We start from the raw sequence: 24458 nt of genomic DNA, 5'->3' as shown, positions 1-24458 counted from the left end.
TCAGTGGCGCGGTGCACGATGGAGGGCATGGCCAGGACTGCGCTCGACTCCTTCTCTCCCGCGACCCGAAGCTGGTTCGCGGGGGCCTTCAGCGCGCCCACCGCCGCGCAGGAGGGGGCCTGGGAGGCCATCGGGGAGGGCTCGGACGTGCTGGTCGTGGCCCCGACGGGCTCCGGCAAGACCCTGGCCGCGTTCCTCGCCTCGCTGGACCGTCTCGCGTCGGCGCCGCCGCCGGCGGACGCGAAGATGCGCTGCCGCGTGCTGTACGTCTCACCGCTCAAGGCACTCGCGGTCGACGTCGAGCGCAATCTCCGCAGCCCGCTCACGGGGATCCGCCAGGAGTCCGTGCGGCTCGGGCTGCCGGAGCCCGAGGTGCGGGTCGGTATCCGCTCGGGTGACACCCCGCCCGCCGAGCGGCGTTCGATGGCCACCAAGCCGCCGGACATCCTGATCACCACACCCGAATCGCTGTTCCTGATGCTCACCTCTTCGGCGCGGGACGCGCTGGCGGGCATCGAGACCGTGATCCTTGACGAGGTGCACGCCGTCGCCGGCACGAAGCGGGGCGCGCACCTCGCCGTATCGCTGGAGCGGCTCGACAAGCTGCTGCCGCGCCCGGCACGGCGGATCGGCCTGTCGGCGACGGTACGGCCGGTGGACGAGGTGGCCCGCTACCTGTCGCCCCAGCGCAAGGTGAAGATCGTCCAGCCGCCCTCGGACAAGGAGTTCGACCTGTCGGTGGTCGTTCCGGTCGAGGATCTGGGCGAGTTGGGCGGCTCCCCCGCTTCCGAGGCCTCGTCGTCGCCTTCCGGTAATGGTGAGAAGCCGTCCATCTGGCCGCATGTGGAGGAGCGCATCGCCAACCTCGTCCAGGCGCACCGCTCCACGATTGTCTTCGCCAACTCCCGTCGGCTGGCGGAGCGGTTGTGCAACCGCCTCAATGAGATCGCGTACGAACGCGCCACCGGTGAGGCGATGCCCGAAAAGCCGTCACCGGCCGAGATCATGGCGCAGTCCGGAGCCGCGCGGGGCGCCCCTCCCCTGCTCGCCCGCGCGCACCACGGCTCGGTCTCCAAGGAGCAGCGGGCCCTCGTCGAGGAGGATCTGAAGGCCGGCCGGCTGCCGGCCGTTGTGGCCACCTCCAGCCTGGAGCTGGGAATCGACATGGGCGCGGTCGACCTGGTGATCCAGGTCGAGTCGCCGCCGTCCGTCGCCTCCGGCCTGCAACGGGTCGGCCGGGCCGGCCACCAGGTGGGCGCGGTCTCCACCGGTGTCGTCTTCCCCAAGTACCGAGGCGATCTGGTGCAGGCGGCCGTGGTCACCGAGCGGATGCGCACCGGCTCCATCGAGGCGCTCCGTATCCCGTCCAACCCCCTGGACGTACTGGCACAGCAGCTCGTCGCGATGGTCGCCCTCGACACCTGGCAGGCCGACGATCTGCTGGCGCTGGCCCGCCGGGCTGCCCCGTTCGCCTCGCTGCCCGAGTCGGCCTTCATCGCCGTCCTCGACATGCTCGCCGGACGCTATCCCTCCGATGCCTTCGCCGAGCTCCGTCCCCGCGTGGTCTGGGACCGCGTCGCAGGTACGGTCACGGGCCGCCCGGGCGCGCAGCGCCTCGCCGTCACCTCCGGCGGCACCATTCCCGACCGCGGCCTCTTCGGCGTCTTCCTGGCAGGGGCGGACCCGAAGAAGGGCGGGGGCCGGGTCGGCGAGCTCGACGAGGAGATGGTGTACGAGTCCCGGGTGGGCGATGTCTTCACCTTGGGCACCACCTCCTGGCGGATCGAGGACATCACCCGCGACCGGGTGCTCGTCTCACCCGCCCCCGGCGTGCCGGGCCGGCTCCCGTTCTGGAAGGGCGACCAGCTCGGCCGCCCGCTCGAACTGGGCCGCGCGGTGGGCGCGTTCCTCCGCGAGGTCGGCGGCATGGCCCCCGAGGACGCCCGGCTCCGGCTGCTGGCCGCCGGTCTGGACGCCTGGGCCGCCGACAATGTCCTCAGCTATCTCGACGAGCAGCGCCGGGCCTGCGGCCATGTGCCGGACGACCGGACGATCCTGGTCGAGCGTTTCCGCGATGAGCTGGGCGACTGGCGGGTCGTGATCCACTCCCCCTTCGGGGCACAGGTGCACGCACCGTGGGCGCTCGCGCTCGGTGCCCGGCTCTCCGAGCGGTACGGCATGGATGCTCAGGTCATGCATGCCGACGACGGCATTGTGCTGCGTCTGCCGGACGCGGATCTGATGGGCCTGGACCTCCTCGACCAGGACCCGGTCCACCTCGACACGACGTTCGACAGCGAGCAGGCACCGGTCGGGGCGGCGGACACCGTCTTCGACAAGGGCGAGATCAATCAGATCGTCACCGACCAGGTGGGCGGCTCCGCGCTCTTCGCCTCCCGGTTCCGCGAGTGCGCCGCGCGTGCGCTGCTGCTGCCCAGGCGCAGTCCCGGCAAGCGCACCCCGCTGTGGCAGCAGCGCCAGCGCGCGTCCCAACTGCTGCAGGTGGCGAGCGAGTTCGGGTCCTTCCCGATCGTCCTCGAGGCAGTTCGCGAATGCCTCCAGGATGTCTTCGACGTCCCAGGCCTCACCGAGCTGATGGGTGATATCGAGTCCCGCCGGGTCCGGCTGGTCGAGGTCACCACCCCTGAGCCCTCGCCCTTCGCGCGGTCGCTGCTGTTCGGCTATGTCGCCCAGTTCCTGTACGAGGGGGACTCGCCCCTCGCCGAGCGTCGCGCCGCGGCCCTCTCGCTGGACTCCCGGTTGCTCGCCGAGCTCCTCGGCCAGGCCGAGCTTCGGGAACTGCTCGACGCCGATGTGCTCGCCGTGCTGGAGCAGGAGCTGCAGTGGCTCACCGAGGACCGTCGGATCAAGGACGTGGAGGGAGTCGCCGATCTCCTGCGGATCCTCGGCCCGCTCACCGATGCCGAGCTGGCCGAGCGTGGCGGCGACCCTCAGTGGCCACTGGAACTGGCAGCGTCGCGCCGGGCCATCCGGGTCCGGCTCGCGGGCGTCGAACACTGGGCGGCGGTCGAGGACGCGGGCCGGCTGCGCGACGCACTGGGCACGGCGCTCCCGGTGGGCGTTCCGGAAGCGTTCACCGAGCCGGTCAAGGACCCGCTGGGCGATCTGCTCGCCCGGTTCGCGCGTACGCACGGCCCGTTCACCACGACCCAGGCGGCGGCCCGCTTCGGTCTGGGCACGGCCGTCACGGACGGCGTACTGCAGCGACTCGCGGCGAACGGGCGGGTCGTACAGGGTGAGTTCCACCCTTCCGGTATCGGCCAGGAGTGGTGCGACGCGACCGTGCTGCGCCGGCTGCGCCGCCGCTCGCTGGCAGCTCTGCGCCATGAGCTGGAGCCGGTCCCGCCCGCCGCGCTCGCCACCTTCCTCCCCAAGTGGCAGCACATGGGCAGCAACAGCCTGCGCGGCATCGACGGACTGGCCCGTGCCATCGAGCAGCTCCAGGGTGCCGCGGTCCCCGCCTCCGCTCTCGAGAAGCTGATCATCCCGTCCCGCGTCTCCGGCTACACCCCCGCCCTCCTCGACGAACTCACCACGACGGGCGAGGTCGTGTGGGCCGGAGCGGGCTCGTTGCCCGGCAAGGACGGCTGGATCTCCCTCTTCCTCGCCGACGCCGCCCCGCTGCTCCTCCCTCCGCCTCACCCCCTGGAGCTCACCGCGCTGCACGAGTCCGTCCTGAGCGCCCTCTCCCCCGGCTATGGGCTGTTCTTCCGCCAGATCACCGACCAGGTCCGGGCAACCACACACCCCGACGCCGCCGATGCCCAAGTGGCGGACGCCGTCTGGGATCTGGCCTGGTCCGGCCGGCTCACCAACGACACGCTGGCTCCACTGCGTTCGCTGCTCGGATCGGGCCGCACCGCCGGTTCCACGGCCCACCGTGCCAGGCGGACGGTCCCCCGCGGGCGCTACGGCAGCCTGACGGCGGCCGCCCGCCCTGCCTCCCGTACGGGGCCGCCGACCGTGAGCGGCCGCTGGTCCCTGCTCCCGGCCACCGAGCCGGACCCGACCCACCGGGCACATGCCCTGGCTCGCACGCTCCTCGACCGCCACGGCGTGGTGACCCGGGGCGCGGTGGCGGCCGAGGGCGTGGAAGGGGGCTTCTCCGCGACGTACCGGATCCTCTCGGCATTCGAGGACAGCGGGCAGGCGCGCCGCGGCTATGTCGTGGAGGGGCTCGGCGCGGCCCAGTTCGCGATGGACGGCGCGGTCGACCGCCTCCGGGCGGCGGCCACGGCCAGGGACCGCACCGACGAGCAGACGGCACCCCGCGCCGTGGTGCTGGCCGCCGCTGATCCCGCCAATGCGTACGGGGCCGCTCTGCCCTGGCCCGAGCCGCCGACCGGTGCGGGACACAAGCCCGGGCGCAAGGCCGGCTCGCTGGTCGTCCTCGTCGACGGCGAGCTCACGCTCTACCTGGAGCGCGGCGGCAAGACCCTGCTGGCCTGGGCGACCGAGCCCGACGCCCCCGCCCTGCACGCGGCGTGCGAAGCCCTGGCCAACGCCGCCCGAGCGGGTGCGCTCGGCACCGTCACGGTGGAGCGGGCCAACGGATCACCGGCGCTGACCTCTCCGCTGGCCCGCGCGCTGGAGACCGCGGGCTTCCATGCCACCCCGAGGGGGCTGCGTCTGCGCCCCTGACGACCAGGCCCTGAGCTCCTGAGCCGCTGCCACCGGACCGCTGAGCACGAGCCGCTGACCCCGGCCCGCGATGTCCCGCATCATGGATGCCATGCCCGAAGGAGACACCGTCTGGCAGACCGCCCAGCGCCTGCACACCGCCCTTGCCGGGCAGGTCCTGACCCGGTCCGACCTGCGCGTCCCGCGTTTCGCCACCGCCGATCTCACCGGCCGGGCCGTGCTGGACGTCACCCCGCGCGGCAAGCATCTCCTGACCCGCATCGAGGGCGGCCTCACACTGCACTCGCATCTGCGGATGGACGGCTCCTGGCAGGTGTACGGCTCCGGGGAGCGCTGGCGGGGCGGCCCCACGCACCAGATCCGTGCCATCCTCGGCAACGCCGCGTACACCGCCGTCGGATACCGGCTCCCCGTCCTGGAGCTGCTGCGCACGGCCGACGAGGGGCAGGCCGTGGGCCATCTCGGCCCGGACCTACTCGGGCCCAACTGGGATCCGCACGCCGCTCTGGCCAATCTGCTCGCCGACCCCGCCCGCCCTCTCGGTGAGGCCCTCCTGGACCAGCGCAACCTCGCGGGCATCGGCAATGTCTACAAGTCGGAGCTGGCCTTCCTGGCCAGGGCGACTCCCTGGCTCCCCATCGGCGAGCTGCCCGCCGGCATCCCCGAACGACTCGTCCGTACCGCCCACCGGCTCCTCGAGGCGAACAAGGACCGCCTCGCCCGCCGCACTACGGCCACCGGCGGCACCTCCCGCCCGGACCAGCTGCTGTATGTCTACGGCCGTGAGGGTCACCCCTGCCCCCGCTGCGGCACTCCCATCCGCAAGGCCGACCAGGGCGACGGCAGCCGTGAACGCCCCACCTACTGGTGCCCTCACTGCCAGACGGGGCCCAGTAGTTGACGATCCGTCAGATACGGTCGTACGGTCCCGGCATGGCCCTCAAGGCGTACGACCTCTCCGGCCGCACCGCGTTCGTCACCGGCGCCGCCAGCGGCATCGGCCGCGCGTCCGCCGTCCTCCTCGCCGAGGCGGGTGCCACCGTCCACTGCGCCGACCTCGACGAGAACGGCCTCCACGAGACCCGGGCCCTGATCACCGACGCGGGCGGCGCCGCACACACCCACACCCTCGACGTCACCGACCGTGCCCGGCTCAAGGCCGCAATCGCGAGCATGGACCGGCTCGACGTCATGGCGGCGGTGGCCGGCATCATGCACAGCAGCACGGTCCTGGAGACGAGGGACGAGGATCTCGACCGCGTCCTCACGGTCAACTTCAAAGGGATTCTGTACGCCTGCCAGGAGTCGGCCCACGCCATGATCGCCGCGGGCACCCGCGGCTCCATCGTCACCATGGCCTCGGGTGCCGTCGACGCCGCGAATGCCGGTCTGCTCTGCTACAGCGTGGCCAAAGCGGCGGTGGTGCAGCTCACCAGGACCCTCGCGACCGAGCTCGGGCCGCACTCCATCCGCGTCAACGCCGTCGCCCCCGGCTGGATCCGCACTCCTATGACCGACCGCCACGACGAGGTGCTCCAGCAGAGGGCCGAGGCGACGATGGTCCGGATGTCCCCGCTCCGCCGCGTCGGCGAGCCGGAGGACATCGCCCATACGGTCCTTCATCTGGCGTCCGACGCGTCGTCCTTCACGACGGGCCAGATTCTCCGCCCGAACGGCGGCGTCGCGATGCCATGGTGATCTCGCGGCCGGCCGTCACATGCACCGGAAGCAGACTCAGCCCCCACCCGCCCGCCACCAGCGCGCCCTCGACGAGCCCCGCCTGCTGCGGCACGAGCACCAGCCGCAGCACGGCCCACCACCACAGCCCGCCCGCCACGAGCCCGAGAGCGACCACCGGCACGAGAGCCATCCCACGTACTGCCATGGCTGCCTCCTCCGGCCCACGCTAGACCGGCGCGATCACTGCGGGGAGGGCGCACAGGTGGACAACCCGGCGCACAGCGCGCCGGGCCCCTCACTTCCCATCACTCCAGAGTGCGACGAGTAGCCGAAGTCCGCAGTCCCGGAGGGCATCCTTTGCCGTCACCCTCGGCACGGCCGTCAAAGCCGGGCCGGTCGGCCCGGCTCGGCTCGGCTCGGCTCGGCCACAGCGCATCCGCCTACGCGCTCTCCGCCTGGAACATCCAGGCGTGCTTCTCCAGGTCCGCCGTGAGCCCGATCAGGATGTCCTGGCTCACCGGATCCGGATCACCCGTCGCCGCGATCCGCTCCCGCATCCGCGCGATCACCACGCCCAGCGCGTCCACCAGGATCTGCACGGCGTCCGTGTCCTTGATCCATCCCTCCGGCACCGAGTGGATCGCACTCTGCGCCGCCACCGTCGCGGCCCGCGCGTCCGGTGTCACCCCGACCGCCGACGCCCGCTCGGCAACCGTGTCGGAGTGCATCCGCGCCGTATCCACGACCTCGTCGAGCTGCAGATGGACCGACCTGAAGCGCGGGCCGACCACATTCCAGTGGACCTGCTTCGAAACCAGCGAGAGATCCACCAGGTCCACGAGAGCGCCACGCAGCGCATCGCCGACCGTCTTGAGGTCCACATCGGACAGAGGGCTCTTCACTACAGACATCCGCGTCCTCCACTCGGTTCACAGCTACTGGCTCCGCAGACACCATCCACGATGACACGAACACCCAAAAACGGGCATCCAGGGAATGCGAAAGCCCCGACCAGTACTCGAGTACCAGTCGGGGCTCAGCTCAAACCAAGCCGTACAGGGCCGGACGGATCAGGCGGCGACGACGTCGACCGCCTCCGCAGGCGCCTTGATGGTCACCCGCTCCGTCGGCACACCCGCCACCGACGTCACGGAGACGGAATTGAGCATCGGGCGTACTGGCGCAGGCACCGGTTCGCTCGCCGCTGCCGACTCGGCCAGTTCGGCCAGTGACAGCTCGTCGCTCACTTCGCGCATGAGCTCGGACATCCGTACGTCAAGCGCGTCGCAGATCGCGGAGAGCAGCTCGGAGGAAGCCTCCTTCTGCCCCCGTTCCACCTCGGAGAGATAGCCGAGCGATACTCGGGCGGACGAGGAGACTTCGCGCAGAGTACGGCCCTGGCGCTGGCGCTGCCGACGCAGCACGTCACCCAGCAGGCGACGGAGCAGAATCATCGGTGGCTCCCTCCTCGGACCGCGTAGCCGCATCCTTCACGCCCCACCGTACCGCCTCGTGCCGCGGCCGTGCGGGGAGCGATGTCGTGTTCACTCAGGGCTGCAAACATCAAGTCCCCCCGTTCTGTTCCGTATCCTGTGTCCGCGCCTTCTCGTGCAGTTCGCCGGAGAGCAGCTCGAGCACGCTCCGTACACACTCTCTACGGATTTCCGCCCGGCCACCGTTCAACCGTAGTGCGGCCACTTTCTCCACGCCGTTCGGACCCGCGACGGCCACATAGACCGTCCCGACGGGCTGTCCGTCCTGTGGCTCCGGCCCCGCCACGCCCGTGGTCGCGATACCCCAGCCGGCACCCAGCACGTCCCGCACTCCGGCCGCCATCTGCCGTGCGACCTCGGGATCCACCGCACCGCGCTCGGCCAGGAGGGTCCCGTCGACCCGTAGAACGTCCCTCTTGAGAGTGGTCGCGTACGCCGTGACCGAGCCACGGAAGGACTTCGACGCACCGGGTACGGAGGTGAGCTCGGCGGCCACCAGGCCGCCGGTCAGCGACTCGGCGACGGCAAGCGTCTCGCCGCGCTCGGCGAGCAGCGCCAGCACCCGAGCCGCCGTCTTCACCGTGCGTCCCGCGCTTCCTCCGCCGCCGCGTCCCCTGCGTCCGCGCGCTCCGCGGCGAGCCCCCGGCGCCTCAGCACAATCGCCTGTCGCACATAGTCGAGACCGGTGACCACCGTCAGCACGACGGCGAGCGCCATCACCCAGAAGCGCAGCGTGGCCAGCGGCCCGGTCAGCGCGAGGACGTACATCCCCACCGCCGTGCCCTGCGCCAGCGTCTTCACCTTGCCGCCGCGGCTGGCCGGAATGATCCCGTGACGGATCACCCAGAACCGCATCAGCGTGATCCCGAGCTCACGGAAGAGAATGATCCCGGTCACCCACCACGGCAGATCACCGAGCGCCGACAGGCAGATCAGCCCGGCGGCCATGATCGCCTTGTCGGCGATCGGATCGGCGATCTTCCCGAAGTCGGTGACCAGGTTGTACGTACGTGCCAGATGTCCGTCGAAGATGTCGGTGATCATGGCGACGGCGAAGGCCGCCCACGCCCAGGCACGCCAGGCCGGGTCGTAGCCGCCGTCCTGCAGCATCAGCATGACGAAGCCCGGTACGAGCACCAGCCGCACCATGGTGAGGATGTTGGCGATGTTCCACAGGCTGGCCTGATTGACGGCCGCAGCGCCCAGCTTCCCGCCGGGCGCCGGCCTACCGGTGCCGCCCGCGGATGCCGGCACTCCGGTCATCTGCCCGCCTCCTCATCAAGACACTCGGCCACGAGGTCGACGCCTTCCGTACCCACAACCTTCGCCTCGACCATACGGCCGGGAACAAGTCCCCGGCTCGTGGTGAAGACCACCTGCCCGTCCGTCTCCGGCGCCTGGTGCGCGGCGCGGCCCACCGCACCGTCCTCGCCGTCCACCGACTCGACCAGCACTTCGAGGCTCTCGCCGAGCCGCTCCTCGGCGCGCTGGGCGGTCAGCTCGTCCGCGATCCGCGACAGATGGTCGAGCCGCTCCGCGATCACGTCGGCGTCGAGCTTGTTGTCGTACGAGACAGCCTCGGTGCCGTCCTCGTCGGAGTAGCCGAAGACGCCGATGGCATCCAGGCGCGCCCCGGTGAGGAAGCGTTCCAGCTCGGCGAAGTCCGCCTCCGTCTCGCCGGGGAAGCCGACGATGAAATTGGACCGCACACCGGCCTGCGGTGCCTTGCCGCGGATCGTCTCGAGCAGCTGCAGGAACCGCTCGGTGTCACCGAAGCGCCGCATCGCGCGCAGCACGCCCGGCGCCGAGTGCTGGAACGAGAGGTCGAAGTAGGGCGCGATCTTGGGCGTCGAGGTCAGGACGTCGATCAGCCCGGGCCGCATCTCGGCGGGCTGCAGATAGCTGACCCGCACCCGCTCGATCCCGTTCACCTCGGAGAGCTCCGGAAGCAGCGTCTCCAGCAGACGGATGTCGCCGAGGTCCTTGCCGTACGAGGTGTTGTTCTCGGAGACCAGCATGATCTCCTTCACGCCCTGCTCGGCCAGCCAGCGCGTCTCGCCCAGCACATCGCTGGGCCGGCGCGAGATGAAGGAGCCGCGGAAGGACGGAATGGCGCAGAAGGAGCAGCGCCGGTCACAGCCGGACGCGAGCTTCACCGAGGCGACGGGGCTGGTGCCCAGGCGGCGCCGGAGCGGCGCACGCGGCCCGGACAGCGGAGCGACACCTTCGGGAAGGTCCTCGGGGGCCGGCGTGACCTCCCCGTGCCCGGGCAGCGCCACATCGGTGGCGTCCTGCCGTTCGGCAGGGCTCAGCGGCAGCAGCTTCCGCCGGTCGCGCGGGGTGTGGGAGGCATGGATGCCGCCATTGAGGATGGTCTGCAGTCGGTCGGAGATATCGGCGTAGTCGTCGAAGCCGAGCACCCCGTCCGCCTCGGGCAGGGCCTCGGCGAGCTCCTTGCCGTACCGCTCGGCCATGCAGCCGACGGCGACCACGGCCTGGGTTCTGCCGTGATCCTTCAGATCGTTGGCTTCCAGCAGGGCGTCGACGGAGTCCTTCTTGGCGGCCTCGACAAATCCGCAGGTGTTGACGACTGCGACATCCGCGTCGGAGGCTTCCTCGACGAGCTCCCAGCCGTCCGCTGCCAAGCGGCCTGCCAGCTCCTCCGAGTCCACCTCGTTACGGGCGCAGCCAAGAGTGACAAGGGCGACGGTACGGCGTTCGGGCATGGGCTCAAGACTACTTCGTCCTGACCCACGCCCTGGCCCCGAGGGCTCCCGGGCCTCCGCACGCTCGGGGGCGCACGTCAGCAGCGGCCTGTCAGCCGACCTCGGGGTCGCCCTTCGTGTACGACAGCCGCTCGACCTGACCGGTCTCGAACTGGTCCTCGACCTTCTTGCCGTTCACGAACAGCTCGATCGCCCCGGCGTTGCCGAGGATGAGATCGACCCGCTCGTCGTCCTGGAAGGTCCTGGACTCGCCCTTGAGCAGCGTCCCGTCGAAGAGCAGCTTGCCGTTGTGCGACTTGGCGGAGATCCAGCTCTTGTCGTCCAGGACGGAGAGCTTCACCGTCACCTTGTCCTTCGGCACCGCCGCGATGGCGCTGTCCGAGGGATCGGGCTTGGGGTCGGCGGGCTTGCTCGTGGACTTGGCCGGGCTGGGCTTCTCCTCGGGCGCCGGCCCCTCCGCGACATGGCTGCCCTTGCCGCCGTCGTCCGCGCCGTTGAAGAGCGTGAAGCCGACGAAGCCGATCACGGCGACGATCGCGGCGACCATGGCGGCCGTCCAGTTGGGGCGGCGCCGTTCCGGGCGGATGCGCTCGGCCTCGAAGAGCGGCGCGGCAGGCGTCGGCGAAGGCCGTCCGCCGTGCTCCGCGTCGAACTGCGCGACAAGCGGATCGGGGTCGAGCCCGACGGCACGTGCCAGCGCGCGGATATGCCCGCGGGCGTACACATCGCCGCCGCAGCGGGAGAAGTCGTCCTCTTCGATCCCGTGCACGATGGGAATGCGCACCCGGGTGGAGGTCGTGACCTCGTCGACGGTCAGACCTGCGTCGATGCGAGCCTGCTGGAGCGCACGACCGATCGAAGGCCGGTCGTCTTCGATTGAAAACTGATCGTCTTCGGTCAAAGGCCGGTCGTCCTCGATTGAAGGCCGGTCGTCTTCGGGGGAGTTGCCGATGGACACGGGGGCGCCTTTCGAGCGTGTAACCACCTGCTGGAGGTTCAGTCTATGGGTGGTACGAAAGGGTGGGGCAACCGGGCGGAGGGACTTTGTACGCCATCAGAATGGCCGGACATCCGTGATGGTGGGACACCTGTCTGTCCCTCCCTCCAACTTGACGTACGACTGGGGGAAACGGTTGCTCTCCGGACCCTTAAGAATGAGACTCCCCGCGTATCACGGCGAGCACTCCGTCCAGTTCGTCCGGTTTCACCAGAACATCGCGTGCCTTCGAGCCCTCGCTCGGCCCGACGATGTTCCGTGACTCCATTAGATCCATCAGTCTGCCCGCCTTCGCGAAGCCGACACGCAGCTTCCGCTGAAGCATTGAGGTGGACCCGAACTGGGTGGATACGACCAGCTCGGCGGCCTGGCAAAGCAGATCGAGGTCGTCGCCGATGTCCTCGTCGACCTCCTTCTTCTGCTTCGTCCCGACCACCACGTCCTCGCGGAAGACCGGCGCCATCTGATCCTTGCAGTGCTGGACCACCACCGCGACTTCGTCCTCGGTCACGAAGGCGCCCTGCATACGGGTGGGCTTGTTGGCACCCATCGGGAGGAAGAGCCCGTCGCCCTTGCCGATCAGCTTCTCCGCGCCCGGCTGGTCCAGGATGACCCGGCTGTCGGCGAGCGACGAGGTCGCGAAGGCGAGCCGCGAGGGCACATTGGCCTTGATCAGGCCGGTGACGACATCGACCGACGGCCGCTGGGTCGCCAGTACCAGATGGATGCCGGCGGCGCGCGCCAGCTGGGTGATACGGACGATGGCGTCCTCGACGTCGCGCGGCGCGACCATCATCAGATCGGCGAGCTCGTCCACGATCACCAGCAGATACGGGTACGGGGTGAGCTCGCGCTCGCTGCCCTCCGGTGGTTTGACCTTGCCATTCCTTATGGCCTGGTTGAAGTCGTCGATGTGCCGGTAGCCGTACGCCGCCAGGTCGTCGTAGCGCAGATCCATCTCCCGCACCACCCACTGCAGCGCCTCCGCGGCCCGCTTGGGGTTGGTGATGATCGGCGTGATCAGGTGCGGAATGCCCTCGTACGCGGTGAGCTCCACCCGCTTGGGGTCGACGAGCACCATCCGTACGTCCTCCGGCGTCGCCCGCACCATCACCGAGGTGATCAGACAGTTGATGCAGGACGACTTTCCCGATCCGGTCGCGCCGGCTACCAGGACGTGCGGCATCTTCGCGAGATTGGCCATCACATAGCCGCCCTCGACGTCCTTGCCGAGCGCGACCAGCATCGGATGCTCGTCCCCCGCGGCGTCCGCGAGGCGCAGTACGTCGCCGAGGTTGACCATCTCGCGGTCGGAGTTCGGGATCTCGATGCCGACCGCGGACTTGCCGGGGATCGGGGAGATGATCCGGACGTCCGGGCTGGCGACGGCGTAAGCGATGTTCTTGGTGAGCGCGGTGATCCGCTCGACCTTCACGGCCGGGCCCAGCTCCACCTCGTACCGGGTGACCGTCGGGCCGCGGGTGAAGCCGGTGACGGCCGCGTCGACCTTGAACTCCATGAAGACATTGCTGAGCGAGGCGACGACCACGTCATTGGCGGCGCTGCGCGTCTTTCCGGGGCCGCCCCGCTCCAGAAGGTCGAGGGAGGGCAGCGCGTAGGTGATGTCGCCGGAGAGCTGCAGCTGCTCGGCGCGCGACGGCAGGGGGTGGGACTCGGCGGGCGCGGACTTGGTCAGGTCAGGAACGGACGAGTTCAGCTCGCGTTCCTTCTGTTTCCGCTCCCCCTGATCCGGTTGTTCGGGCTCGCGCGCGCTCGGCACGGGAGTGGCCGCCCGCTGTCGTTCGGCGGTGACGTCCCGGGTGAGATCGGCGACGAGCGGCGAGGGCGGCATGCCGTTCAGTACGGCCCCGTCGAGTGCCGCGGCGGCCGCCGCGGCCACGTCCACGGCGTCCATCGGCCGGTGCAGAGCAGGCTGCACGGAAGCCCTGCGCGGCCGCCGGCGCTTGGTGAGCGCCTCCTCCTCCGCATGGTCCGCGTCGAACTCCGCCGGCTCCTCGCTCCGGCGCGCGGACGGGCGGCGCCTGCGGCCGGGCACCGCCTCGCGCCACTGGTCCTCGTACCGCTCGTCGTCGTCCCCAGCCTCGGCCCCGGCGTCGTACGGCGGATCGGCGATACCCAGTTTGGAGCCGAGCAGCCGCAGCCGCTGCGGAATGGCGTTGACGGGCGTCGCGGTGACCACGAGCAGACCGAAGAGAGTGAGCAGCACGAGCAGCGGTACGGCGAGCACCTCACCCATGGTGAAGATCAGCGGCTTGGATGCGGCCCAGCCGATCAGGCCGCCCGCGTCCTGCATCGCCTCGGTGCCCTCCTCGCGGCCCGGCGAGCCGCAGGCGATGTGGACCTGGCCGAGCACACCGACGACGAGCGCGGACAGTCCGATCACGATCCGGCCGTTGGCCTCGGGCCTCTCGGGATAGAGGATCAGGCGCACGGCGATGGCAGCCAGCAGTATCGGCACGAGCAGATCGAGCCGGCCGAAGGCGCCGGTCACCAGCATCTCGACGAGATCACCGACCGGACCGCTCAGATTGGACCAGGTACCGGCGGCGACAATCAGGGCCAGGCCGAGGAGCAGGAGCGCCAGACCGTCCTTGCGGTGCGCCGGGTCGAGTCCCTTCGCGCCGCGCCCTATGCCGCGGAACATCGCCCCCACGGCGTGTGCGAGGCCGAGCCAGAGAGCGCGAGCGAGCCGGTACACGCCGCCCGTGGGGGACGGCGCCGGTCTCGGCGCAGCAGCTTTCCTGGCCGCCGCCTTCCTGGCGGGTGCCTTCTTCGCGGGCGTGTTCTTCTTCGCGGCGGTCTTCTTGGCGGGCGCCGCCTTCTTCGCGGCGCCGGTCGTACGGCCGGCGCGCGGCTTCGCGGTGCCCGCCGCGCCCTGGGAACCCTTGCCGGACGTACGTGAGGCCATGGTGGTGAGGTTACCGGTGTCGACGGCAGGGGACACGTGTGCCTACTGCTTCACCCGTTCGTGTCGCCCGGATGGAGGCGGGAAGCTGACGCTCCTTCAAGCGTGCGGCAGCCGTTCAGTTCTGCGAGGGGAGTGTTGGCGCACCGCCGCCGGCCCCGGGCTCCAGGGCGTCCAGTGCCCGGCGCAGGCCGGTCAGTTTGCGTTCGAGATGGGCGGCGGTGGCTACGGCCGCGGCGTCCGCCGAGTCGTCGTCGAGCTGCTTGGACAGCGCTTCCGCCTGTTCCTCAACTGCCGCGAGCCGCGCGGAGAGCTCGGCGAGGAGGCCTGCCGGCTCCTTGGCGTCGCCCGGACTCGTCTGGCCGCCGCCCTCCAGCTGGAGCCGCAGCAGCGCCGCCTGCTCACGCAGTTGGCAGTTCTTCATATAGAGCTCGACGAAGACCGAGACCTTCGCGCGCAGCACCCACGGGTCGAACGGTTTGGAAATGTAGTCGACCGCGCCCGCGGCATAACCCCGGAAGGTGTGGTGCGGGCCGTGGTTGATCGCGGTGAGAAAGATGATGGGGATGTCCCGGGTCCGCTCGCGCCGCTTGATGTGCGCGGCCGTCTCGAATCCGTCCATGCCCGGCATCTGGACATCCAGCAGAATGACCGCGAAGTCGTCCGTCAGTAGCGCTTTGAGCGCTTCCTCCCCTGACGATGCCCGCACCAGTGTCTGATCGAGCGCAGAGAGGATGGCCTCCAGCGCCAGCAGATTCTCCGGCCGGTCATCGACCAGGAGGATCTTGGCCTTCTGCACCATGGCCCGTCCTCCTCGTCCCGGATGTGCACCGGGCGCCGCCCCAGGGGACGACTCCCTTGCGTCGCCCGTCCTTGTGCCGGTCATGGTAGCCGCACCCCGCCTGTCGCCACACCCTGTCACCGCGATGTCACTGTGCACGTAGCAGAAACGTGGTGGGAGACCAGAAGGTTCCCCGAATACCGCCGTCTCACACGCTATCGGCCACAGTCAGTCAGCAACTCGCGTTGAACCGTGCGGTCATCGATCACTCCCCGCGCATCCACTGCTCCATCACCGAGAGCAAATGGTCGGGATCGACCGGCTTGGTGACATAGTCGGAAGCGCCCGACTCGATGGCCTTCTCCCGGTCGCCCTTCATCGCCTTCGCGGTGAGCGCGATGATCGGCAGTCCGGCGAACTGCGGCATCCTGCGGATCGCCGTCGTCGTCGCGTACCCGTCCATCTCCGGCATCATGATGTCCATCAGTACGACCGTCACATCGTCGTGCTGCTCCAGCACTTCGATGCCCTCGCGGCCGTTCTCCGCGTACAGCACCGACAGCCCGTGCTGCTCCAGAACGCTGGTGAGCGCGAAGACATTGCGGATGTCGTCATCGACGATCAGCACCTTCTCGCCGTCGAAGGAGAAGGTGCGCCGCGGATCCGGCGTCTCCTGGCTGCCGTTCGCCGCCCACTGCTCCTGGCCCGCCGCGGGGCCGCCCAGCTGGCCCGGCAGCGCCGGTCGCTGGTCCACGGCGCCCAGCGCCTTGCGGCGACGGCGGAACAGTGCCGCCGGGCCTGCGTGGACATCGGCGGACGCCGTCTGCGCCTGCCGGCCCAGGTCCTCCACATCGCCGTCGGCGGCGCCCTGCGGGTCGACCGCGCCGGGAGCGAGCTGAGGGTAGCCCTGCGGCGGCAGTTCGCTCGGGTGAAGAGGCAGATACAGGGTGAACGTCGAGCCGCGGCCCGGTTCGCTCGCCGCGTGGATCTCGCCGCCGAGCAGCCGGGCGATCTCCCGGCTGATCGACAGGCCCAGGCCCGTACCGCCGTACTTACGGCTCGTCGTACCGTCGGCCTGCTTGAACGCCTCGAAGATCACCCGCATCTTGCCGGCAGCGATCCCGATACCGGTGTCGGTGACCGAGAAGGCGATCAGATCGCCGTCCGCGTCCCGCAGCGAACCGGCCTCCAGCAGCTGTTCGCGGATCGACTGCGGCACGTCGGCGCTCGCCGGCCGGATCACCAGCTCCACCGCCCCGCTGTCGGTGAACTTCACCGCGTTGGACAGGAGGTTGCGCAGTACCTGCAGCAGCCGCTGTTCGTCCGTGTGCAGCGTCGCGGGCAGCTCCGGCGACACCCGTACGGAGAAGTCGAGACCCTTCTCCGCGGTCAGCGGCCGGAAGGTCGCCTCCACATAGTCGACGAGCTGCACCAGCGCGATACGCGTCGGGCTGACGTCCATCTTGCCCGCCTCGACCTTCGACAGATCGAGGATGTCGTTGATCAGCTGCAGCAGATCGGAGCCCGCGCCATGGATCGTCTCGGCGAATTCCACCTGCTTCGGCGAGAGATTGCCCTCGGCGTTGTCCGCGAGCAACTTGGCGAGGATCAGGAGGGAGTTGAGCGGCGTACGCAGCTCGTGCGACATGTTCGCCAGGAACTCCGACTTGTAGCGCATCGAGACCGCGAGCTGCTCGGCGCGTTCCTCCAGCACCTGCCTGGCCTCTTCGATCTCGGTGTTCTTCACCTCGATGTCGCGGTTCTGCTGCGCCAGCAGTTCGGCCTTCTCCTCCAGCTCGGCGTTGGAGGCCTGCAGCGCCTTCTGCCGGTTCTCCAGCTCCGCGGAGCGTTCACGCAACTGCTCGGTCAGCTCCTGCGACTGCTTGAGCAGCACCTCGGTCTTCGTATTGACGCTGATGGTGTTGACGCTCGTCGCGATCATCTCTGCGATCTGGTTCAGGAAGTCCCGCTGGATCTGCGTGAAGGGCTGGAACGACGCCAGCTCGATCACACCGAGGACCTTCCCCTCGAACAGCACCGGCAGCACGATCACATACGCCGGCGAGGCCTCACCGAGCCCCGAGGAGATCCTCAGGTAACCCGGCGGCACATTGACCTGGATGGTCCGCTTCTCCTCGGCGGCGGTGCCGATGAGAGTCTCGCCCGGCCGGAACGAGGTCGGCATCAGACCCGCGGAATAGCCGTAACTGCCGCGCATGCACAGCTCGTACGACATCTCCCCGGCGTCGGACACATCCGGACCGCTGCTCGTCGCCATCGCCAGGAAGAACGCGCCGTGCTGCGCGGAGACGACCGGCGTGAGCTCACTCATGATCAGCGAAGCCACGTCCTCCAGGTCGCGCCTGCCCTGCATCAGACCCGAGATACGGGCCAGGTTGCCCTTGAGCCAGTCCTGTTCCTCATTGGCGAGCGTGGTGTCGCGAAGGTTCGCGATCATCGTATTGATGTTGTCCTGCAGAACCTGGATCTCGCCCGCCGCGTCCACATCGATCTTGAGGTTCAGATCGCCGCGGGTCACCGCGGTCGCGACGGCCGCGATCGCCCGCACCTGGCGGGTGAGGTTCCCGGCCATCTCGTTCACCGATTCCGTGAGGTCCCTCCAGGTGCCGTCGACGTCCCGCACCCGCGCCTGACCGCCCAGCTGCCCGTCCGTACCCACCTCACGGGCCACCCGGGTGACCTCCTCGGCGAACGAGGACAGCTGGTCGACCATGGTGTTGATGGTGGTCTTCAGCTCGAGGATCTCGCCCCGCGCATCGATGTCGATCTTCCTGGTGAGGTCGCCCTTGGCAATGGCGGTGGTGACCGTGGCGATCTGCCGCACCTGGCCGGTCAGATTGGACGCCATCGAGTTCACGGACTCGGTGAGGTCCTTCCAGGTCCCGGAGACGCCCGGCACATGGGCCTGACCGCCCAGCTCGCCCTCGGTGCCCACCTCGCGGGCCACCCGGGTCACCTCGTCGGCGAACGACGACAGCGTCGTCACCATCGTGTTGACGGTGTCGGCGAGTTCGGCGACCTCGCCGCTCGCCTCGACCGTCACCTTCTTCGTCAGATCGCCGTTGGCGACCGCCGCGGAGACCCGCGAGATGTTCCGCACCTGATTGGTGAGGTTGTTGGCCATCAGGTTGACGTTGTCGCTGAGGTCCTTCCAGATGCCGGTGACGCCGCGCACCCGCGCCTGACCGCCCAGCACACCTTCCGTACCCACTTCACGGGCGACCCTGGTCACCTCGTCGGCGAAGTCCAGCAGCTGGTCGACCATCGTGTTGACCGTCGTCACCAGCTCGAGGATCTCGCCCTTGGCATCGACAGTGATCTTCTTCGACAGGTCGCCCTTGGCGACCGCGGTCGTCACCTCGGCGATATTGCGCACCTGCGAGGTCAGGTTGTTGGCCATGAAGTTGACGGACTGCGTGAGGTCCTTCCAGGTGCCGGAAACTCCCTGCACCTCGGCCTGGCCGCCCAGGATGCCCTCGGTGCCCACCTCACGGGCCACCCGGGTCACCTGCTCGGCGAAGTTCGAGAGCTGATCCACCATCGTGTTGAGGGTGTTCTTCAGCTCCAGGATCTCGCCGCGCGCATCCACGTCGATCTTCTGCGACAGATCACCACGGGCCACGGCGGTGGCGACCTGCGCGATGTTACGGACCTGACCGGTGAGGTTCTCGGCCATACCGTTCACGGAGTCCGTCAGATCGCGCCACACACCGGCAACGCCGGGCACCTGCGCCTGACCGCCGAGCCGGCCGTCCGTGCCCACCTCGCGGGCCACCCGGGTCACCTGCTCGGCGAACGCGGAGAGCTGGTCGACCATCGTGTTGATGGTGTTCTTCAGCTCCAGGATCTCGCCGCGCGCGTCCACGTCGATCTTCTGGGACAGATCGCCACGTGCCACCGCGGTCGTCACCTGGGCGATCTGCCGCACCTGCGAAGTCAGGTTCCCCGCCATGAAGTTGACGGAGTCGGTGAGTTCCTTCCAGGTACCGCTGACACCGTCGACGCGCGCCTGGCCGCCGAGGCGACCCTCCGTACCCACATCCCGCGCCATCCGCGTGACCTGGTCGGCGAACGAGGACAGCTGCGCCACCATCGTGTTGACGGTGTTCTTCAGCTCCAGCATCTCGCCCGCGACATCGACCGTGACCTTCTGCGACAGATCACCATTGGCGACCGCCGTCGTCACCTGCGCGATGTCCCGCACCTGGCCGGTGAGGTTACGGAACGCCGTGTTCACCGAGTCGGTGAGGTCCTTCCACGTACCCGCCGCCCCCGGCACCTCGGCCTGCCCGCCGAGCCGGCCCTCGACGCCGACCTCCCGGGCCACCCGGGTCACCTGGGAACCGAAGGACTGCAGCTGGTCCACCATCGTGTTGACGGTGTTCTTCAGCTCCAGCATCTCGCCCGCGACATCGACCGTGACCTTCTGCGACAGATCACCGTTCGCGACCGCCGTCGTCACCTGCGCGATGTCCCGCACCTGCGTGGTCAGATTGCGGAAGACGGTGTTCACCGAGTCGGTGAGGTCCTTCCAGGTCCCGGCCGCGCCCGGCACCTGCGCCTGCCCGCCGAGCAGCCCCTCGGCCCCGACCTCGCTCGCCACCCGGGTGACCTCGTCCGCGAACGTACGCAGCGTCTCGGTCATCTGGTTGATCGTCTCGGCGAGTTGAGCCACCTCACCGCGCGCGCTCACCGTGACCTTCTGCGACAGATCACCATTGGCGACCGCCGTCGTCACCTCGGCGATCCCGCGCACTTGGGAGGTGAGGTTTCCGGCCATGGTGTTCACCGAATCGGTGAGGTCTTTCCACACACCTGCCACACCGGGCACCGCCGCCTGCCCGCCGAGCTCGCCCTCCGTGCCGACCTCCCGGGCGACGCGGGTCACCTCGGAAGAGAAAGAGGACAGCTGATCGACCATCGTGTTGACGGTGTTCTTCAGCTGAAGCATCTCGCCGGCCACATGGACGGTGACCTTGCGCGACAGATCGCCCTTGGCGACCGCCGTGGTGACGAGAGCAATGTCACGCACCTGTGCGGTCAATCGGTACGCCATGGTGTTGACCGAATCCGTGAGATCCTTCCACGAACCAGACATTCCGCGCACCTGGGCCTGGCCGCCGAGTTTGCCCTCGGTACCGACCTCCAGCGCCACCCGCGTCACCTCGTCGGTGAACGCCGACAACTGGTCGACCAGGTTGTTCACGGTCCGGGCGACCTTCAGGAACTCACCGCGCAGCGGCCGTACGTTCCCGTCGGACCCGTCCGCCCTGTCCACGGCGTGCGAGCGCAGCTCCATACGCTGCTCCAGGTCGCCCTCGGCGACCGCCGAGAGCACCCGCCCCACCTCGGACACCGGCCGCGCCAGATCGTCCACCAGAGCGTTCGAGGCGTCGATCGCGGCCGCCCAGGAGCCCTCACAGGCCCCCGTCTCCAGCCGCTCGGTCAGCTTCCCCTCGCGCCCGACCATCCTGCGCACCCGTGCGAGTTCACCCGTGAGGTGGAGATTACGGTCGGCGACTTCGTTGAATACAGCCGCAATTTCGGACATAACGCCGTCGCCGGACACGGTCAGACGCCTGCGGAAGTTTCCGTCCCGCATCGACACCAGAGCCGCCAGCAGCCTGTTCAGGGCTGCCGCGTCCACTTCGGTCGTCCCATTGTTCCGGGCCCGTCCGCCTTTCGCGCGCGTGTTCTTGCCACGCGCCGCCACGCCAGACTCCACCGTGTCCCTCCCGCAGGGGTTGACCGTACTGCCCGGGCTGTCTCAGGAAGCCTGCCCAGTGTTTCACCACGGCCGAACCAGGCCATAACAGTTCGGCAGCTTCGCATAGCGTCCCCGCCCTCGGTGGGCGGAAACAGCGGTAACCCGCATCCGCTCGGACAGCGAAGGTAAGTAACCTGGCATCCGGCTGTCCACCCGCTCCGGTCCGCCCGGCGGGGGCGGGGTGGCGCAAGTACTACCAGCGGGCACCGGGAGGGGCAGGCCGAATCATGGCAGAGCCGGGCGTCGAGACGCGTACGAGGAGTTCTGTGATCACCGCGCGGGCGGCTGCCAGCTTCGACCCTGTGGGACGGTCCGTCGCGACCGCCCGCGCCTTTGTCCGCGACACCCTCCAGGGGTGGGGGTACGCCGACGTCGTCGATGATGCGGTCGTCCTCACGAGCGAGCTCGTCACCAATGCCGTCGTGCACGCCGGCACCTCGGCCGACGTTCTCTGTCTGCGCACGGAGGACGGCGTACGGGTCGAAGTCGCCGACCGCTACCCCGAGCGCGAAATCCCGATCCAGGGCACCGGCCTGTCGCTCGGCAGCCCCGACCGCGAGAACGGCCGGGGACTCCTGCTGTGCGCCGCCCTTGCCTCCCGCTGGGGCGTCGAGTACACCCCCACCTACAAACAGGTGTGGTTTCAACTCGACCTCCCCCAGCGCCCGGTGGGCACCCGGTCCGCCGGCCCGGTCATGCCCGTCGCCCTGCTCCCGGTGGCCGACGAACGCGTGCGCGTCGCCGTCACGCAGATCGACCGCAGCGGTTCGATCTCCGTCTGGAACGAGGACGCCCAGCACCTCTTCGGGTACGCCGCCGAGCACGTCATCGGCAAGCCGCTGACCGACTTCGCCGCCTGGCCGCACACCCCCGGCATCGGCACCGGCATCGTCGAGGCCCTCCAACTCTCCCGCTGGGAAGGCAGCTACGGCATCCGGGGCACCGACGGCCGCGTCGTCCCCGTCTATGCCTCCCACCTTCGGGTACGGGACACCAACGGCGAGCCCTCCACGGTCTGCCTTCTCGTACGCGACGACGAACGCGCCGTCATCCAGAGCCCCCAGCGCGTCCCGGTCACCGAGAGCGGCGAGAACGGCGCCACCGACCCCTTCGAGGTCTTCATCGGCTCCCCCGCCCCCGACGACCTCGACGGCCTCCTCCAGCGCACCGTCGAGCGCGCCCGCGACATGCTCGACGGCGACGCCGCTTTCCTGCTGCTGGCCACCGACGACGAGACCGAACTCGAAGTACGCGCAACCACGGGCCTCCCCTCGGCCCGCCAGCGCTTCGCCCGCGTCCCGGTGGAAGCCGGCACCGGCCGCTACGGCTCAGCCCGAATGCCCGCCGTCCACGAGGACCTCACCGCCGTCCCTGGCGCCGTCCCGCTGCTCAACTCCACCGGGATGCGCTCGGTCGTCACCGTCCCGCTGAAGGTCGAGGGCCGCCTCACCGGCTCCCTCGGCGTCGCCGCCGAATCCTCGGGCCGCTACTCCAACGAGGAGGCCCTGCGCCTCCAGTTCGCCGCCGACCGCATCGCCCTCGCCGTGGAATCGGCCCGCCTGGGCGAGCTGGAACGCCTGCGCCGCGGCTCGCTCTCCTTCCTCGTCGAGGCCTCCGACCTGCTCGCCGGAACGCTCGACCGCGACCAAACCCTGGCGCTGATGGCCCAGATGACGGTGCCCACCCTCGCCACCTGGTGCGCCGTCTACACGATCGCCGACCAGGCCTCGGACCCGTACCTCAGTTACGTACTCCACGAGGACGAGGACCGCATCGACGGACTCAAGGCTCTCCTCTCCAAAATCGCCCCGCCCGACCCGGTCCCCACCCCGGGAGCCCGCGTCTGGGCCGCTCCGGCCGACGCCGCCCAACGAGCGGCTCTGCTTACCTCCAAGCGCGAACTCGGCCTGGGCTCCACTTCACCGGTCTCCTCCGGCATCGGCACCACACGCGCCACGGCCGCAGCGGTCGGCGGCGAGACGGTGGTCCTGCCGCTCGTCGCCCGCAACCGTGTCATCGGCATGCTGGTCCTCGGCAAGCCTTCCGACGACCACTTCCGCCAGGAGATCCTGGAACTCGCCGAGGACCTCTCCCGTCGAGCGGCCCTCGCCCTCGACAACGCCCGGCTGTACTCCGAGCGCACAGCCATCAGCCAGGCCCTGCAGCGCAGCCTGCTGCCGCCGGGCCTGCCCCAGATCCCCGGCGTCGAGGTCGAGGTCATCTACCGCGCGGCCGGCGAAGGCAACGAAGTCGGCGGCGACTTCTACGACCTCTTCCCCATCCGCGACGGCGCGTACGGCTTCGCCATCGGCGACGTCTGCGGTACGGGCCCGGAAGCCGCGGCCGTGACCGGCCTCGCCCGCCATGCTCTGCGTCTGCTCGCCCGCGAGGGCTTCGGCGGCCCTGCGGTACTCGAGCGCCTGAACGCGGCGATCCTCGATGAAGGCGCCCGCAGCCGCTTCCTCACGCTCCTGTACGGGGAGTTGTGGCCCCAGGAGGACGGCAGCGCGGTCCTCAAGGTCGTCTGCGCCGGCCATCCTCTGCCGCTGCGTCTGCGTCAGGACGGCAGCGTGGAACCGGCAGCGGAGCCGCAGCCCCTCCTCGGCGTCATGGAAGACCTGGAGCTGTACGAGCAGATGGTGACCCTCGACCCCGGCGACGTCCTGCTCTGTGTCACGGACGGCGTCACCGAACGCCGCGAGGGCACCCGCATGATGGGCGACGACGGCCTGATCGACGTCCTGACGACCTGCACCGGCCTGACGGCGGGGGCGGTCGCCAGCCGCGTCCTGCGTGCGGTGGAGCGCTTCGCGGCCGAACCCGCCTCGGACGACATGGCCATCCTCGCGATGCGCATCCCGGAGCCCCACAGGGCCTGAACACGAAGAAGGCCCCCGCCACTTGGCGGGGGCCTTCTTCTTTGCCGAGCCCCAATACGGAATCGAACCGTAGACCTTCTCCTTACCATGGAGACGCTCTACCGACTGAGCTATTGGGGCCTGCTGCCCTGCGGCAACGGGATAGATCATACCCTGAACACCCGGCTGCTCAGAACCATCCGTACCTCTCCTGCGGACCGGCCGCGCCCGTCCTGCCACCATGCGCCGATGCGGACAGGTTCGAGCACACGATCCGTTGTCGCCGCCCCAACGGCCTCTCGTGGCCGGGCTACAGCTGGCGCTGAAGGCCGCCGGCCGTCTCTGAGCGCTCTGAGCGGCGGGCGGGGCATACGGATCGAGGGGGTTGGCGCAATGGGTTCCGAACGCAGAAAAGCCCCGCACCATGACGGTGCGGGGCTTCCCCACAATGATTGTTCGGCGGTGTCCTACTCTCCCACAGGGTCCCCCCTGCAGTACCATCGGCGCTGAAAGGCTTAGCTTCCGGGTTCGGAATGTAACCGGGCGT

General features: G+C 69.5%; 14 protein-coding genes, 1 tRNA gene and 1 rRNA gene. 4 read left to right on the top strand and 12 right to left on the bottom strand.

The genetic code is table 11. The features are described from left to right. Window positions 1–27: 27 nt before the first annotated feature. The 3 genes from ACWDZ6_RS13735 to ACWDZ6_RS13725 all read left to right on the top strand — a co-directional run bounded on the left by ACWDZ6_RS13735 (window position 28) and on the right by ACWDZ6_RS13725 (window position 6360). Window positions 28–4662: an ATP-dependent helicase gene (locus ACWDZ6_RS13735; protein ID WP_451502986.1), complete on the top strand. Its 4635-nt coding sequence runs from the start codon at window positions 28–30 to the stop codon at window positions 4660–4662. A 91-nt stretch (window positions 4663–4753) separates the two neighbouring features. Then, on the top strand, window positions 4754–5563 hold the full coding sequence (locus tag ACWDZ6_RS13730; RefSeq protein ID WP_451502985.1) for an Fpg/Nei family DNA glycosylase: 810 nt from the start codon (window positions 4754–4756) through the stop codon (window positions 5561–5563). A gap of 32 nt (window positions 5564–5595) precedes the next feature. Continuing rightward, entirely contained in the window at window positions 5596–6360 is a 765-nt protein-coding gene (locus ACWDZ6_RS13725; RefSeq protein ID WP_451502984.1) for an SDR family NAD(P)-dependent oxidoreductase, read from the top strand. Here ACWDZ6_RS13725 and ACWDZ6_RS13720 read toward each other — a convergent pair. The 10 genes from ACWDZ6_RS13720 to ACWDZ6_RS13675 all read right to left on the bottom strand — a co-directional run bounded on the left by ACWDZ6_RS13720 (window position 6308) and on the right by ACWDZ6_RS13675 (window position 21011). Next, window positions 6308–6547 carry a hypothetical protein gene (locus ACWDZ6_RS13720; RefSeq protein WP_326653008.1) on the bottom strand — a complete coding sequence of 80 codons (240 nt, stop codon included), beginning with the start codon at window positions 6545–6547 and terminating at the stop codon, window positions 6308–6310. The two genes, ACWDZ6_RS13725 and ACWDZ6_RS13720, sit on opposite strands and share 53 nt — an antisense overlap. 235 nt (window positions 6548–6782) lie before the next feature. Continuing rightward, entirely contained in the window at window positions 6783–7253 is a 471-nt protein-coding gene (locus tag ACWDZ6_RS13715) for a Dps family protein (RefSeq protein WP_451502983.1), read from the bottom strand. Window positions 7254–7412: 159 nt separating this feature from the next. After that, window positions 7413–7796, bottom strand: a complete 384-nt coding sequence (locus tag ACWDZ6_RS13710; protein ID WP_019889909.1) for a helix-turn-helix domain-containing protein — start codon at window positions 7794–7796, stop codon at window positions 7413–7415. A gap of 109 nt (window positions 7797–7905) precedes the next feature. Continuing rightward, window positions 7906–8415 (bottom strand): CinA family protein, encoded by a 510-nt coding sequence (locus ACWDZ6_RS13705; protein ID WP_451502982.1) that lies wholly within the window; start codon window positions 8413–8415, stop codon window positions 7906–7908. After that, window positions 8412–9098 carry a CDP-diacylglycerol--glycerol-3-phosphate 3-phosphatidyltransferase gene (pgsA, locus tag ACWDZ6_RS13700; RefSeq protein ID WP_451502981.1) on the bottom strand — a complete coding sequence of 229 codons (687 nt, stop codon included), beginning with the start codon at window positions 9096–9098 and terminating at the stop codon, window positions 8412–8414. The genes ACWDZ6_RS13705 and pgsA overlap by 4 nt, the downstream gene beginning before the upstream one ends. Further along, on the bottom strand, window positions 9095–10561 hold the full coding sequence (gene rimO / locus ACWDZ6_RS13695) for a 30S ribosomal protein S12 methylthiotransferase RimO (protein ID WP_451502980.1): 1467 nt from the start codon (window positions 10559–10561) through the stop codon (window positions 9095–9097). The genes pgsA and rimO overlap by 4 nt, the downstream gene beginning before the upstream one ends. Window positions 10562–10652: 91 nt before the next feature. Further along, entirely contained in the window at window positions 10653–11519 is an 867-nt protein-coding gene (locus tag ACWDZ6_RS13690; protein WP_389182149.1) for a helix-turn-helix domain-containing protein, read from the bottom strand. A 190-nt stretch (window positions 11520–11709) separates the two neighbouring features. Then, entirely contained in the window at window positions 11710–14487 is a 2778-nt protein-coding gene (locus ACWDZ6_RS13685) for a DNA translocase FtsK (protein WP_451502979.1), read from the bottom strand. 115 nt (window positions 14488–14602) lie between these two features. Continuing rightward, window positions 14603–15286, bottom strand: coding sequence for a response regulator (locus tag ACWDZ6_RS13680; RefSeq protein ID WP_366730223.1), 684 nt, complete (start codon window positions 15284–15286; stop codon window positions 14603–14605). A gap of 244 nt (window positions 15287–15530) precedes the next feature. Then, a complete protein-coding gene (locus ACWDZ6_RS13675) occupies window positions 15531–21011 on the bottom strand; it encodes a HAMP domain-containing protein (RefSeq protein ID WP_451502978.1) in 5481 nt (1826 codons plus the stop codon). A 269-nt stretch (window positions 21012–21280) separates the two neighbouring features. Between ACWDZ6_RS13675 and ACWDZ6_RS13670 the strand changes: the two genes are divergently transcribed. Further along, window positions 21281–23932 carry a SpoIIE family protein phosphatase gene (locus tag ACWDZ6_RS13670; RefSeq protein ID WP_389182159.1) on the top strand — a complete coding sequence of 884 codons (2652 nt, stop codon included), beginning with the start codon at window positions 21281–21283 and terminating at the stop codon, window positions 23930–23932. A 47-nt stretch (window positions 23933–23979) separates the two neighbouring features. Here ACWDZ6_RS13670 and ACWDZ6_RS13665 read toward each other — a convergent pair. Together ACWDZ6_RS13665 and rrf are read right to left on the bottom strand one after the other, a co-directional pair. Further along, window positions 23980–24052, bottom strand: a tRNA-Thr gene (locus ACWDZ6_RS13665). Window positions 24053–24365: 313 nt separating this feature from the next. Beyond that, a 5S ribosomal RNA gene (gene rrf / locus ACWDZ6_RS13660) occupies window positions 24366–24458 on the bottom strand; the annotation flags it as partial.

The organism is Streptomyces sp. NPDC002926 (genome assembly GCF_053591755.1).
This window is presented reverse-complemented; position numbering and strand designations above follow the sequence as displayed.

Bases quoted from the DNA above. Each gene is read 5' to 3' on its own strand.
- ACWDZ6_RS13680 (WP_366730223.1), bottom strand. From the start codon at position 15,286: ATGGTGCAGAAGGCCAAGATCCTCCTGGTCGATGACCGGCCGGAGAAT.
- ACWDZ6_RS13670 (WP_389182159.1), top strand. From the start codon at position 21,281: ATGGCAGAGCCGGGCGTCGAGACGCGTACGAGGAGTTCTGTGATCACC.
- ACWDZ6_RS13735 (WP_451502986.1), top strand. From the start codon at position 28: ATGGCCAGGACTGCGCTCGACTCCTTCTCTCCCGCGACCCGAAGCTGG.
- ACWDZ6_RS13720 (WP_326653008.1), bottom strand. From the start codon at position 6,547: ATGGCAGTACGTGGGATGGCTCTCGTGCCGGTGGTCGCTCTCGGGCTC.
- rimO (WP_451502980.1), bottom strand. From the start codon at position 10,561: ATGCCCGAACGCCGTACCGTCGCCCTTGTCACTCTTGGCTGCGCCCGT.
- ACWDZ6_RS13685 (WP_451502979.1), bottom strand. From the start codon at position 14,487: ATGGCCTCACGTACGTCCGGCAAGGGTTCCCAGGGCGCGGCGGGCACC.
- ACWDZ6_RS13730 (WP_451502985.1), top strand. From the start codon at position 4,754: ATGCCCGAAGGAGACACCGTCTGGCAGACCGCCCAGCGCCTGCACACC.
- pgsA (WP_451502981.1), bottom strand. From the start codon at position 9,098: ATGACCGGAGTGCCGGCATCCGCGGGCGGCACCGGTAGGCCGGCGCCC.
- ACWDZ6_RS13715 (WP_451502983.1), bottom strand. From the start codon at position 7,253: ATGTCTGTAGTGAAGAGCCCTCTGTCCGATGTGGACCTCAAGACGGTC.
- ACWDZ6_RS13725 (WP_451502984.1), top strand. From the start codon at position 5,596: ATGGCCCTCAAGGCGTACGACCTCTCCGGCCGCACCGCGTTCGTCACC.
- ACWDZ6_RS13710 (WP_019889909.1), bottom strand. From the start codon at position 7,796: ATGATTCTGCTCCGTCGCCTGCTGGGTGACGTGCTGCGTCGGCAGCGC.